Origin of the sequence: Dyadobacter beijingensis DSM 21582 (genome assembly GCF_000382205.1) — a bacterium.
In the GTDB taxonomy this organism is placed as follows: domain Bacteria; phylum Bacteroidota; class Bacteroidia; order Cytophagales; family Spirosomataceae; genus Dyadobacter; species Dyadobacter beijingensis.
Genome location: NZ_KB907786.1, coordinates 267,858 through 281,480, shown reverse-complemented (window position 1 = coordinate 281,480; position 13,623 = coordinate 267,858). Strand labels below are relative to the sequence as shown.

At 51.0% G+C, this 13,623-nt stretch carries 11 protein-coding genes; 4 read left to right on the top strand and 7 right to left on the bottom strand.

All coding sequences use genetic code 11. From position 1 onward, the window contains the following. Genes H144_RS0101130 through H144_RS0101120 form a run of 3 tightly spaced genes read right to left on the bottom strand, consistent with a single transcriptional unit; the run spans nucleotide 1 to nucleotide 1,937 of the window. Nucleotides 1-447, bottom strand: a complete 447-nt coding sequence (locus tag H144_RS0101130) for a molybdenum cofactor biosynthesis protein MoaE (RefSeq protein WP_019940182.1) — start codon at nucleotides 445-447, stop codon at nucleotides 1-3. A gap of 10 nt (nucleotides 448-457) precedes the next feature. Continuing rightward, nucleotides 458-697 (bottom strand): MoaD/ThiS family protein, encoded by a 240-nt coding sequence (locus H144_RS0101125; protein ID WP_019940181.1) that lies wholly within the window; start codon nucleotides 695-697, stop codon nucleotides 458-460. Nucleotides 698-746: 49 nt separating this feature from the next. Continuing rightward, the gene (locus tag H144_RS0101120) at nucleotides 747-1,937 is read right to left on the bottom strand and encodes a molybdopterin molybdotransferase MoeA (RefSeq protein WP_019940180.1); all 1,191 of its coding nucleotides are present in this window, start codon (nucleotides 1,935-1,937) and stop codon (nucleotides 747-749) included. A gap of 471 nt (nucleotides 1,938-2,408) precedes the next feature. Between H144_RS0101120 and H144_RS0101110 the strand changes: the two genes are divergently transcribed. Continuing rightward, nucleotides 2,409-3,188 carry a lytic transglycosylase domain-containing protein gene (locus tag H144_RS0101110; protein ID WP_019940178.1) on the top strand — a complete coding sequence of 260 codons (780 nt, stop codon included), beginning with the start codon at nucleotides 2,409-2,411 and terminating at the stop codon, nucleotides 3,186-3,188. A gap of 127 nt (nucleotides 3,189-3,315) precedes the next feature. Next, the gene (locus H144_RS0101105) at nucleotides 3,316-3,756 is read left to right on the top strand and encodes a peptidylprolyl isomerase (protein ID WP_019940177.1); all 441 of its coding nucleotides are present in this window, start codon (nucleotides 3,316-3,318) and stop codon (nucleotides 3,754-3,756) included. A 72-nt stretch (nucleotides 3,757-3,828) separates the two neighbouring features. Here the strand turns inward: H144_RS0101105 and H144_RS0101100 are convergent, their stop codons facing one another. From H144_RS0101100 to purH, 3 genes are all read right to left on the bottom strand, one after another. Beyond that, nucleotides 3,829-5,448 carry a sodium:solute symporter family transporter gene (locus H144_RS0101100; protein WP_019940176.1) on the bottom strand — a complete coding sequence of 540 codons (1,620 nt, stop codon included), beginning with the start codon at nucleotides 5,446-5,448 and terminating at the stop codon, nucleotides 3,829-3,831. An 84-nt stretch (nucleotides 5,449-5,532) separates the two neighbouring features. Next, on the bottom strand, nucleotides 5,533-6,345 hold the full coding sequence (locus H144_RS0101095) for a hypothetical protein (RefSeq protein WP_019940175.1): 813 nt from the start codon (nucleotides 6,343-6,345) through the stop codon (nucleotides 5,533-5,535). A 55-nt stretch (nucleotides 6,346-6,400) separates the two neighbouring features. Continuing rightward, entirely contained in the window at nucleotides 6,401-7,936 is a 1,536-nt protein-coding gene (gene purH, locus H144_RS0101090) for a bifunctional phosphoribosylaminoimidazolecarboxamide formyltransferase/IMP cyclohydrolase (protein ID WP_019940174.1), read from the bottom strand. 175 nt (nucleotides 7,937-8,111) lie between these two features. Here purH and H144_RS0101085 point away from each other — a divergent pair, with 175 nt between their 5' ends. Then, entirely contained in the window at nucleotides 8,112-8,900 is a 789-nt protein-coding gene (locus H144_RS0101085; RefSeq protein WP_019940173.1) for an SDR family oxidoreductase, read from the top strand. A gap of 62 nt (nucleotides 8,901-8,962) precedes the next feature. Next, nucleotides 8,963-10,261: a hypothetical protein gene (locus H144_RS0101080; RefSeq protein ID WP_157504385.1), complete on the top strand. Its 1,299-nt coding sequence runs from the start codon at nucleotides 8,963-8,965 to the stop codon at nucleotides 10,259-10,261. A gap of 2 nt (nucleotides 10,262-10,263) precedes the next feature. Here the strand turns inward: H144_RS0101080 and H144_RS0101075 are convergent, their stop codons facing one another. Then, nucleotides 10,264-13,602 carry a VCBS repeat-containing protein gene (locus H144_RS0101075; protein ID WP_019940171.1) on the bottom strand — a complete coding sequence of 1,113 codons (3,339 nt, stop codon included), beginning with the start codon at nucleotides 13,600-13,602 and terminating at the stop codon, nucleotides 10,264-10,266. Nucleotides 13,603-13,623 lie beyond the last annotated feature (21 nt).

The window sequence follows — 13,623 nt, the reverse complement described above, 5'->3', positions numbered from 1 at the left end:
CTAAGTATTTTCTTTCCAAACATGCCCCGAATCGCCGGTAAGCTCCTTGCCGAAAATGGGCACTTTGGCTTTAATTTCCTCCACAATATATTCCGATGCTTCGAAAGCGGCCCGGCGGTGCGGGGACGATACGAATACAAACAGACTGATTTCACCTGTCGGGACGAGGCCCAGGCTGTGGTAAATGTGCATGCAGGTCAGTTCGAACCTGGCAAAAGCGGCTTCGCGGATGTCATGGAACGCCTGTTCGGCCATTTCTTCGTAGGCCGTATAATCGATCCCCGTGACGACGCCGCCTTCTTTCTGGTCGGCGCGGATCTGGCCGAGGAAAATGGCGTGCGCGCCGATGCCTGTTTTGGACTGATGGCTGGCAATCGATTTTGCAACAAAATCAGGGCTGATAGGTCCCTGCACAAATACTTTTTTGGGTTTATGTACCTTTTCCATGGGTCTCCGGTTATCCTCCTGCAAATGGCGGCAGCAATGCAATTTCCGCCGGGGTTTCAATGGACACAAAATCGTCCAAAATGCGCTGGTTCACCGCTATTTTGAACTTCTTATCACGCATGGCCGGGTATTTGTCCAGCACCTGCGCACGAAACTGGCCGACGGTCATGCTGCCGCCTGCATTCCAAAGCTCGTCGGACAGCCCGGCGATCTCGGCCAGCATTCCGAAATATTTAACTTGAAAACTCATTGATTTGATGGTCAATTCATCCCAATAACCCGCAGGATGTACTTCGGGTTCAGACGGGCAGCAAATGTACTTCCACCAGATCGCCCGCTGCCACCTGGTTTTGTCCAACGGGCAAATAAATAAGCGCGTTCGCAACGGCAAACGAGCCGATCACAAACGACTCCTGCCCATCCAGCGACACGACTTCCTTTCCTTCGACCCGCGCTTTCAGGAACTCGTCGCGCTCACCGTCGAAACGGTACGCATGGCGGATCGGCAGTTTCACCGAGCGTAAAAACGGTTCTCTTGCGCCCATTGTTTTTCGCAATGCCGGCAGCACATATTCATAATAGCAAACGAGCGACGACGCCGGGTTACCGGGCAATGCAAAAATTAGTTTATCACCCTTTTTACCAAACAAAAGTGGCTTGCCGGGCTTTTGGCGCACTTTATAAAACACCGTCTCCGCTCCCAGCGCTTCCAGAGCCTTTCCGACGAAGTCATAATCCCCGACAGAAATCCCCCCGGAAGCCAGCACCACGTCGTGCGTTTCGAGCAATTTGCCCAATGCTTCAATGGTCGCCTCCAGCTCGTCGGAGGCGTAGCTCACCGTCACTTCACCGATACCGGTCTGGCCTAACGCGGCTTTGAGCATGTCGGAGTTGGATTCGTAAATCTTCCCCGGAACGAGCGGCTCGCCGGCTTTCAGGAGCTCGTCGCCGGTTACCAGCAGGCCAACGCGCGGTTTGGAGTGCACAGCGACCTCGGTGATATCCATTCCTTTCAAAAAACCTACCGCGCCCGCGGATACGGGCGTACCCGCCGGTAATGCGACGGCCCCTTTCGCGATCTGCTGTCCGGCACGGCGCACATTTTTGCCTTCGCCCACGGGAAATTCCAGGATCGTAACGCGGCCATCGGTCACCGAGGTGTGCTCCTGCATGACCACGGCTGTTGCGCTATCGGGAACGGGCGCGCCTGTGAAGATGCGCACGCAGGTACCCGGCCGTACGTCGGGCAACTCGGCCTGCCCTGCCCTGGATTCACCGGCGAGCTGCAATGCGATGCCGTTTTCCGTAATGTCGGAGTGGATGAGCGCATAACCGTCCATCGACGACTGGCGGAACGGCGGCAGCGCAATAGGCGCTATCACATCTTCGGCCAGCACGCTTCCTACCGCTTCGGCTAGTGGTAACCAGGTCGCAGTGCGCGCCTCCGTGTTGGCAATAATCCGTTGTTTTGCCTCGTTGACAGTGACCATATTTCAAAAAATGTCTTGCGAAAGTGCAAGTTAATACATTCGCCAACTCAAATGATAAGTACCTAAAATGTCGCCCGGTTTACGGTTTTCGCCGGCAATTGCCGACATTTTCCACAATAATACTATTAATACCACATCCACTCATTTTGTAACCAATTGATGCTCAAATTAATAAACATTCTCCCAAAAAAGGCCTCCCTTGCTATAATTACATTCATTGTATTGATAAGCATTTGGTACTAAGCGTGTTTTACCAATTAAAATTTTAGCTCTCACAGGCCTGGCGCGGTTTTTATTCCTGTTACGTCGTGGAACACAAAATTCAGTGTTCTTACTTTTATCCTAGAATTACTTTTACCAAACCCCTAAAAATCAGTTTTTTACCCCTTTTTCAAATTTTATTAATTCAATCCCGTTATCTTTGCACCTCGGCCTTGTGCCTGAAATGATGTTTCACGAAATAATAAATGCATGATTAGACTTATCTTTATGGCCTTCTCAATCGCAATATTCGGCAAAAGCCCGGTGAGCGAGGTGGAGGTGGAAAAGAAGGAGCTGAAAGAAACAACCATTATTGATTCAGATCTTCTTGCTATTGACTTCTGTGGCGAAGCTATCCCATTATCAGAGCTTCGAATCGCCGAGCGATATCAAAACATGATCAGAAATTACGACAACCCCACTTTTCGTAAGCTGATGACCACGACAAAAAAGAGAATACGGATCATCGAACCGATTCTCAAGAAGTACGGAGTACCAGCCGATTTTAAGTATATTCCATTGATAGAGAGCGCAATGAACGACGATGTAACATCCCGTCGCGGCGCAGGCGGATACTGGCAACTGATGCCTTCCACCGCCAAATCTCTCGGGCTGGTAATAGATGAAACCAGGGACGACCGCAAACATTTGGTCAAATCAACCCACGCGGCAGGAAAATACCTGCGCGATCTGTATAAACAACTGGGTTCCTGGACATTGGTAGCTGCTGCATACAATGCAGGCCCGACGCACATCCAGAACCGGATGGACTCGCAAAACAAAGACGATTATTTCAAACTCCGACTGAATTCGGAAACGGCGAGATACCTCTACAAGATCCTCGCTGTGAAAGAATGGTTCTCCAACCCCGAAAGAAGCCGTGAATGGGGCAGTGGCGACGTAGTGGAACGACTGGCCGCATTCAAGACCGAACAGAAAAAGGCAGCGGCACTGGCCAAGGCCGAGACCAGGCCAGAGTCCGGATCATAATCTCCGTCATTTTATTTAAAAGTTCATATGAAGAAAAGGATACATTATCCTTTTCTTTGTGTTATTATGGCAAGGGCACATGGCTGCCCGGCTTATTTTTCGTACCTCTTTAATACTCACTTTTGACATGACAAAAGCGGAAATGATCACTGATAAGGGCACGATGCTCATCGAGTTTTACGATGAGGATGCTCCAAACACGGTGAAAAACTTTGTAGATCTTTCAAAAAAAGGCTTTTATGACGGTGTGATTTTCCACCGCGTGATCCCTGATTTCGTGATCCAGGGCGGTGACCCTACCGGAACAGGTCGTGGAGGCCCGGGCTACCACATCGACTGCGAGCTGACCGGCGGTAACCAATACCACGACCGCGGCGTGCTTTCGATGGCACATGCGGGGCGTAACACGGGTGGTTCACAGTTCTTTATCTGCCACAGCCGCAATAACACCGCGCACCTCGACAGGAACCATACCTGCTTCGGCCGCGTGGTGGAAGGCGTCGAAACCGTTGACGCGATCCGCCAGGGCGACAAGATCCAGAAGATCACGATTATCGAAGAAGCTTAAGCTTTCAGTTTTTACAAAAAAGGGCCGGAATGTAAGATTCCGGCCCTTTTTTGTTTTACTATGACGGCGATCTCACCAGAAATGGCCGTACAGGTAAGAGATAATCGCGATGACGATCACCGCACCGATAATGAAGGTTTTGTGCGGCACAAACATCGAAGCGTCGATCGCGAGGCCCTTTTTCTCGTCAGGCATTACCAGCCCGAGGATAAACATCACTGCCACGCAGATCAGGAATACGATTCCCATACGATCCAGAAAAGGCACTTGCGTCCAGTCGGCGAACGGAAAATAATTGTTATGCATCGCGAGGGCGATCAGGAAGCCGCCCACGATCGCGAACAATGCGCCCGCCGAGTTGGTCCGTTTCCAGAAAAAGCCCATGATGAATGAGGCAAAAATACCCGGCGACAACAAACCGGTCATTTCCTGAATGAATTGGAAGCCACCTTTTTTATCGATACCCATGTAAGGCGAAACGATGATCGCGAGGATCATGGAGATCACCACTACGGCGCGGCCGATGCGTACAAGCGTTTTTTCGTCGGCATTCTTACCGATGTAGTTTTTGAAAATATCCAGTGTAAAAATGGTCGAAATACTGTTAGCCTTGCCCGCCAGCGAGGCTACTACGGCGGCCGTCAATGCGGCGAAGGAGAGACCTTTCAAACCGGTCGGTAGCAGGTTGAGCAATACCGGATAAGCGCGGTCGGCATTGATGACGCCGTCTTCACCGAGCATTTCGGCCTGGAACATGCCTTTGCTATACAATGAGTAAGCCGCGATACCGGGCAATACGACGATGACGGGCATCAGCAACTTCAAAAATGCCGCAAAAAGGATGCCGTTACGGGCCGTTTTGAGATCGGCGCCCAAAGCGCGTTGCGTAATGTACTGGTTACAGCCCCAATAGTTGAGGTTCACGATCCACATACCACCGAGCAGCACCGTCAGGCCGGGCAGCTGCATGTAGAAAGGGCTCGATTTGGGGAAAATCATGTGGAAGTGATCGTCGTGGTTTTCGCGCATTACCTTGAAACCCTGCACAAGGCCTTCCACGCCGGCATTATCGGACACGAGGTTGATCGCCAGGTATGTAGTTGCCAACCCGCCGATCACGAGGAAGAACACCTGGATTACATCCGTAAAACCGATCACTTTCATACCGCCGATGGTAATCACAATCGCGAAAACTGCCAGGGCGATCATACAGAACTGAAAATCGAGCCCCGAAATACCCGAAACAGCCAATGCACCGAGGTACAGGATCGACGTCAGGTTCACGAGAATGTATAGCGCCAGCCAGAACACCGCCATAATCAAGCTCACGGATTGATTATACCGCTGACTGAGGAACTGGGGCATCGTGTAAATCTTGTTTTTAAGATAGATAGGCATAAAAAAAACAGCCACGATCACCAATGTAGCTGCTGCCATCCATTCGTAGGTCGAAATCCCCAAACCCATCGAAAAGCCATTCCCCGACATCCCGATAAACTGCTCCGCCGAAATATTGGACGCGATCAGCGACGCACCGATCGCCCACCACGTGAGGGTACCTTCCGCGAGGAAGAAGTCCTTGGTAGACTCGACTTTCGATTTTTTCCGCTGATAAATCCAATAACCGTAACCGGAGACTACAATGAAGTAAAAGAAGAAAACGACATAATCCAGGGTTTGTAATTGTTGCATTTCAAATAATAAAATAGATGAATGAATGAGGCATCAGCGCTATTAGCCCATAAATATAGCCTGTAAGCACCTATTCGTAATGCTTTACTCTGATATTTTCTTCGAATCTTTAAAATGGTGGGGATTTGCCGGGCCATAAGCGTCCGTAAACGACGCACCGTCCCGCATTTGAGCGATAAAGCGCTGTAATCCAGTATTCTTACGCAAAAGCAGCCAGTACGACACTTCCATTCCGGCCGTCATGTACGCGGTCATCACGTGTTGCTGGTCGCCACCGAAAAATGCGCGCATCGTGGATATGTCTTTGAGCAGAAGCAGGTCGCTGCCGTTGCGGGTGTAGTAGCGCCACTCGTAACGGTAGGATTTATACCTCTCGCGGGGATCGGTCTGGCGCACGAAGCGCTGGTCGAGCATAAGCGCCAGGCCCTCGTTGAACCATTGCGGCACGTCGCTCGTCGTTTTCCACCACCCTATCCTTTCGAGGAGTTCGATGTGGCTCATTTCGTGGGCAATCACGTCGGTGTTCATGCCCTGCGCATTCAGGACCACGTAGGCGCTCCCCCACGGCATCCCGATGCTGCAACCGGCGCCTTCCGTGCTGCTGCAATATTTCTGGTACTGCTGCGGCGTATGGCAGATGATGATTTTCGGACTGGATTTTTGGCCCTGATAAAAGGAATCGACACGTGCCCCGGCGAGCGCGATGGTGTTTTTGAGGCTTTTGTATTTATTGGGATTGATATCAGGACTGAAATAGACCTTTTTATCTGTTGACTTGAAATTGGAGAATGCGATGAGCTCGCAATAAAATACTTGCGGGAAGAGAAAAAAGAGGCTGCCCACCAGGATGATGAATCCGGTCAGAAGGAATCGGGTGACTTTCCGGAGTGGGTTCAAGGGGAATTATTTTTGCCACCGCAGCAGCGGACCGCGACGGTGGCAATCTATAATTTTAATGCTTAAAGTGACGAACGCCGGTCGTTACCATTGCAAGCCCATTCGCATTGCAATAATCCACCGAATCCTTGTCACGAATAGAACCGCCCGGCTGAACCACCGCGGTAATACCTGCATGGTGCGCGATTTCCACGCAATCCGCAAACGGGAAGAACGCGTCGGAAGCCATTACAGCGCCATTCAGGTCAAAGCCAAATGCTTTCGCTTTCTCGATTGCCTGGCGCAATGCGTCCACGCGTGAAGTCTGGCCGGTTCCGCTTGCGAGCAACTGGTTTTCCCTGGCCAGGACAATCGTGTTCGATTTGGTATGCTTGCAGACTTTCAATGCAAACTCCAATGCGGAAACCTCATCGGCGGTCGGTGCCTTTTCTGTTACGGTCGTGAACTGCGCAGCCACTTCCGTAGCGAGATCTTTGTCTTGTACCAAAACACCATTCAGGATGGTTTTGAACATGATTTGAGGCAGTTCAACGGCATTGCGTTTCAGGAGAATGCGATTCTTCTTGGATTTCAAAAGCTGCAATGCATCTTCATCATAAGCAGGCGCGATGAGGATTTCCATGAACAGCTTGTTCAGTTCCTCGGCCGTCGCCAGGTCAACCTTTGTATTGGTGATTACAACACCACCGAATGCTGAAACCGGATCACAGGCCAATGCATTGTCATAAGCCTCTTTCGCCGTCGGTGCCGTAGCGATACCGCAGGCATTGGTATGCTTGATGATCGCGAATGTCGGCTGTGCGTCGGCGAATTCGTCGATCAGGCTCACGCACGCGTCCACGTCCACGAGGTTGTTGTAGGAAAGCTCTTTTCCGTGCAGTTTATCGAAAATACCTTCGAGGTCACCGTAATAAGTGGCGCTCTGGTGCGGGTTTTCGCCGTAACGCAAAATTTGCGAAGCCAGGTTGGTGAAATCGAAAAGCTCCTTGTCGGTCGCTGGTTTCGCAGCCGTGAAGAAGCTGTTGATCGCCCCGTCGTAATGCGAAGAAACGCCGAATGCCAGGCCGGCATAGTAGCGGCGGTCTTCGATATCGGTAGCACCCGCTTTCGCATTCAGCAGCTCCACCACTTCCGCATACTGGCTGCGGGAAGAAACGATGAGCGTGTCTTTGAAATTCTTGGCCGTTGCGCGGATCAGGGAGATGCCGCCAATGTCTATTTTTTCGATAATATCCGCTTCGCCAGCGCCGGAAGCAACCGTTTCCTCGAAAGGATACAGGTCCACCACCACCATATCGATAGCCGGGATATTGTACTGCTCAGCCTGCGCTACGTCGCCGGCATCGTCGCGGCGGTACAGAATGCCTCCCATAATGGCTGGGTGCAATGTTTTGACACGGCCTCCGAAAATCGAAGGATAACCTGTCAGCTCCTCAGCAGCGGTCACCGGAATATTGAGATTTTCGATGAAAGTCTGCGTTCCCCCGGTCGAGTAAAGCTTCACGCCATTGTTGTGCAGGAGGCGAACCAAAGGCTCAAGTCCGTCTTTGTAATAAACAGAAATAAGCGCGGATTGGATTTTTTTAGACATTGTGCAACGGTTGCTCTAAGATTACAAATGCAGGATTTTGCTTACTTTCGGTATTTCGGCTGGTCCCATGTTGAAAAATAAACCGCAAAGATAGCCGAAAAATCAACGAAACGGGAAGCGGGGCAAACGATTTTCAAAACGTTATCAATCTGAAACCAAGTTTAAAAACAAAACCATGAACCTCGACCTGACCGGAAAAACAGCGATCGTATGCGGAAGCACGCAAGGCATCGGGCTCGCCGCCGCCGTTGAAATCGCATTGCTGGGTGCCAATGTGACGCTTGTAGCGCGAAATGAAGAAAAACTCCGCGACGTAATCGAGGACCTCGACACATCGCTCGGGCAGCTTCACCGGTACGTCGTAGCCGATTTCGCCGACCACGAAAATGTGAAATCCGCCATCGAAAATTACCTGCGCCTCTGCCCGGAGGTGCATATACTCGTGAACAACACCGGTGGCCCGTCGGGCGGCCCGATCATCGAAGCCGAAACCGGCCAGTTCCTGAAAACCTTTCAAATGCACATCGTCAACAACCAGTTTCTGGCCCAGGCGGTGGTGCCATCGATGAAAAAAGAAGGCTTCGGGCGTATTATCAATATCATCAGCACGTCGGTAAAGCAGCCGATCATCGGCCTCGGCGTCTCCAACACCATCCGCGGCGCCGTAGCCAGCTGGGCCAAAACACTCTCCCTCGAACTGGGCCAGTTTGGCATCACCGTCAATAATGTACTCCCAGGCTACACCGAAACCGCCCGCCTCGACGCCGTGCTCGACATGCGCAGCAAAAACCAGGGCAAAACAAAAGAACAGGTCGCCGATGAACTCAGAGCCAGCATTCCCATCCGTCGTTTCAGCGAAGCGAAGGAGGTAGCGGCAGCAGTAGCATTCCTGGCCAGCCCCGCCGCGGGCAGCATCAGCGGCGTGAACGTGCCTGTGGACGGCGGACGAACGGAGAGTTTGTAATAATTGAAGAAGATTTAGTATTTAAGTATACTTTGATATATTTGAAATATTAAATCTCTTTTATGACCCGACTTCTCCTCGCATTTCTAACTGTTTGGTTATCAACAAATGCATTGTGCCAGACGGACTCCGTATTCCTGAATCAAAACCCCGAACCTATTTTGGGGAAGGTTCTCATTAATTACAAAAAAGGAAAAGTGAATGTAAAGGGTCGAGATAGCAGCCCTGCTGCATTTCCATTTACTGAAATCCGAAAAATAGGGCTGGCTAATGGCGCGGTTTATTTAAATGAAAATCTGAAATCTGAATCGCACTTATTGCTGCTGCTGGTCGAAGGTAAATTCAGCCTGCTATTCAATGAAAATGACAAATTGTTTTACGTACGCAGGAATGACTCGTTGCTCGTCATTTCACAGGCACATTACAAACGCGCACTACCACTGATTTTCGGGAAAGAGCTGACTGACGCCTACTACGTTACCTCAAACATCGGTGCGGAGTACACTGCGAAGTATCTTAAAAGACTTACATCTTACGCAAACTCGGCAGGTAATTCACCTCAAACCATCTACACAAAGACGATCGATCAGTTCAAAGTACGGGCGAGCATCGGAATTTATGCGGGCTTCGGGCATAACAGGACAGCTTTTGATGTGGGGGAAGGCGATGGAGTCGGCAATGTTGTTTATAAAAAAACTGGTTATGCTTCCGGCTCTACCCTACCGCTGGGATTGAGCATTGACATTGCCATGGCCAAAAGAATGAGCATTCTCGTGGACGCTTACGGAAACAACACTTCCATTGAAAACTTAAACATCGGCGGTTTCGGGGCGGCGGAAATTATATTCCCGAACTACCTGATTCACCCGGAACTCTACGATCGCAGTCTGAATTTATCCGAGCTTTCCTACAAGACATTTCAAATAGACATTGCCGGGAGCTATTCCTTAATGCGTCCCGAAAGAAGTAAAATCAGGCCTTACTTGTTCGGGGGACCTACCATTATGAGACTGCGTAGCGCTGAAATGGGGCTTTCCACCGGGTATCGCGAAACCAAAGATGCACCTTTCAGCTACGTGACGGGATATGTCGAAATCGACAGACCCGCGCACATGATCGGTTTCAATGCCGGTGTGGGCGCCCAATATGACCTGCACAAAAGATGGACGCTTCGACTGTCCGCAAAATTCGTAGGCGGCATTTATCCGAAGATTTCACACACAAAGGTGTCGTCCAGGATTGAAAACGGAACCACCATGCCAGATAAGACCTGGAACTTCCGATTCAATAACTTAATGGGCACCTATGATCAGTATGTGCGCAATTTCAGCATCAATGGAGGGCTCTATTTCAGATTGTAGCCCTATTTCCCGCTCTTAATCACCATCAGCGCCGCATCGTTCCGCGCCGCCACGAAAGCCGGTCCCGTTTTCAACTGAATGCGTTTCAAGCGCTTGACCTGCCCGCGTGCCTGCAAGCCGTTCAATGGCTCCGGTGCGAAATTGCAGTTGCCCCTGTTGATGAGCAGCATGCCGTAATCGGCGTCGTAGCGGCCCATTTGAATGTTGCAGTCGTAGAAGTTACCCATCAGCAGCACGTCGGGGAGCTTATCGCCGTTGGCGTCGATGATCTGGGCGTCGTAGTAGGGCGCCCATTGTGCCCGGAATGGCAGGGGTTTGAGGGTGAAATTGCCCTTCCCGTCATTTACGAGCACGGCGTTCTGGAAATAATCCGCCGTGAGCAGCTGCGCCTCGGATAGTTTGTCCCTGCCCAGGATGTCGGCGATGTCCGCTTTGGCAAAATCGGCAGCATAAATGTACTTCTTGCGAATGGCCGGCATTTGTTTCTCCATTTCCATTTTGGTCGGGAATAATGCTTCCTTACCGTTCAGGAACGTCGTGAGTACCGGCTCTTTCCGGCCGTTTCCGTCGAAATCATTGATATACATCTTGACCGGATGGTCACGGTCGGCTTTCAAACGGCTGTTCAGGCCCAGGTTACCTGCCAGTATGTCGATATCGCCATCGCCGTCGAAATCATAAGGCATCGCGAAATTCCACCAGCTTTTTTCCTTCGTCAGCATTCTCTTCTGGAATACCTTTCCTGTCCGCTGCATGACGCAAATACCGTCCCACTCCAATGCAAGCACAAGATCCTGGCTGCCATTGCGGTCCATGTCGGTCAGCCGGGCACTTCTTACATACCCGATCGAGGCCAGCTCCGGCGCATACTGCTTCGTGACGTCCGTAAAGCGACCGGTACCGTCATTTTGCAGCAAATACGAGCGCGGTATTTCGCCGTAATTCAAAGGCACGGCACGGCCGCCGATGAACAGGTCTGGGATGCCGTCGCCGCTGAAATCGAAAGGCACCACGCAAGAGGCGGTGGTGAAAATATTTTGAAATGCATCTTCTTTGGCCGTCAGGTTGCCCTTTCCGTCATTGAGGTACACCCGCGGCATCTGGTACGGTGAATGATGGCTGAATTCATTGCCGCCCGTAGCCACTACCAGGTCGGGATGGCCGTCCCGGTTCACATCCGTCCATTCCGCGTCCACCTCTTCATACGTGCTGTCGCGTGCCAGCGCCGGCTGGAACCACTCGCGGAATTTCCCCTCTTTCGTTTGCAGGAACAAATGGCTTTTCAGCATTTTGGAAGAACCGACAAATACGTCCTCCAAACCATCATGGTTAATATCGGCAATCGCCAAGGCAGGTCCCTCTGCCGTTACTTCGAACGGGATCAGCGAGTTGCGATCAAATTCAATAAAGTTATTTTCCTCATGCTTCACGGCAATGCCCAGCCGCGACGCTATGTCCTGGAATGCAATCGCTTCGCCTTGTTTGGCTGCTTTCAGTTTCTGATAATCGAAAGCCGGCAGCCCTTCGCGGTACGCAAGCGCGAGGGAATCTTTCCATTCGTTCGGCTTTAACGACTGGTAACTGTTGTCCGGCCAGATCACGACGAGTGAATCCACATTGCTCTTTTTTCCCAAACCGATATTCAAAGGCACCTCCATGCTCGACTGAAAACCGCGCACCGGGAATTTTTCGTAGCTCAGCACATCGCCATCGCGAAACACGAGGCATTTGCTTCCGATCGCATTCAGGTTCCCCTTTTTTCCTTTGAGGTAGAGCCGCACGAAATCATTTTTGGCAGGCTTCTGCTCGCTCAGATTTTGGTAAATAAATGCCTTCTCGTTGATATTGTTCGTCACAATGTCCAGGTCGCCATCGTTGTCGAGGTCCGCGTAAACGGAGCCGTTCGAGTAGGAAATCTGGTCGTTTTTGATGTTTGAATGCAGATCGGTAAATGCGAGGTCACCCTTGTTGTGGAAAAATTGATTGGGCAATTTGATTTCCGGCAGCTTGTCCGTAAGCCCGGGGTCGTTTTCGTCGAAATTCTTGTTGCGGATCTTTTCCTGCACCACGTCGTCGGACACGAATTTGATGTAATCCGTATCGTTCATCCGCTTCGGAATGCCGTTGGAAATGAAAAGGTCTTTCAGGCCGTCGTTATCAAAATCGGTGAACAGCGCCGCCCACGACCAGTCCGTCGCGTGCACGCCCGCATACATGCCTATCTCGCTGAATGTGCCATTTCCGTTGTTGAATTGGAGGTTGTTACGGGCAAACTGGTAATTGTACCCCTGCCTGATCTTGTATTTAAAAATACTGTAACTATCCTCCCCTTCCGACTTTTTAAGTATCTCGTAATCAAAAGGAAGCATGTCCAGCGACACGATTTCCGGGAAAATATCATTGTTAAGGTCGCCAATATCCACGCCCATCGAAAACTGGCTGGTATGCATCAGCGACGAGTCCGTTTGATCACTGAAACGGCCATTACGCTGGTTGATATACAAATAATCATTCTCATGGAAGTCGTTACCGATGTACATATCGGGGTAGCCATCCAGGTTCACGTCACCCACGCCCAGCCCGAGGCCATACCCAAGCGCAGAGCTGTGGATACCCGCCTCGCGGGTCACCTCCACGTATTTGCCGCCGTCGTTTCGGAAAAGCTTGTCGCCAGCCAGTGGGTGAAATGTATCTGCAAATAAATCGCGCCGACCGAATGTCCCGTTCTGGTGCACCGAATGGTTGAGCTGGAACATATCGAGGTCGCCATCCAGGTCGTAATCGAAAAACAGCGCTTGCGTCCCGAATACCACGAGGTCCAGACCATATTCCTTCGATTTTTCCTCGTATACCGGGATACCTTCCGGCGTAATGCGCTGGCATTCGAAGAGCAGGTTATGACCCTTCATATTCTCAAAATCACCTACCTGACTAATGTAAATATCGAGCAGTCCGTCCTGGTTGATATCCACGATCGACACGCCGTTCGACCAGCCCTTTGCTCCTTTGAAGCCCGCTTTTTCCGTCACATCCTCAAACCGCAGCCCCGATTTGTTCAGGTAAATGCGGTTAGCCTCCTGGTTGGCGGTGAAACACAGGTCGACAAGCCCGTCGTTGTTGAGATCGCCGGCACCCACGCCGCCGCCATTATAGAAGTACATATAATAGAAGATGTTCAGGTCGGGCGTCGCTTTGAGGGTATTGGAAAAATCGATGCCCGTACGGTCGGCCGTCAGGAGCTCGAAACGGTAATCCTCCGCCTCCTCCTGCTTCGAGCACGCACCCAGCAGGGCCGCTAAGGCAAATGTCAGAACCCGGTAAAACAGCTTGTTGAATCGCATTGAACTATAAAAAGCAGATTT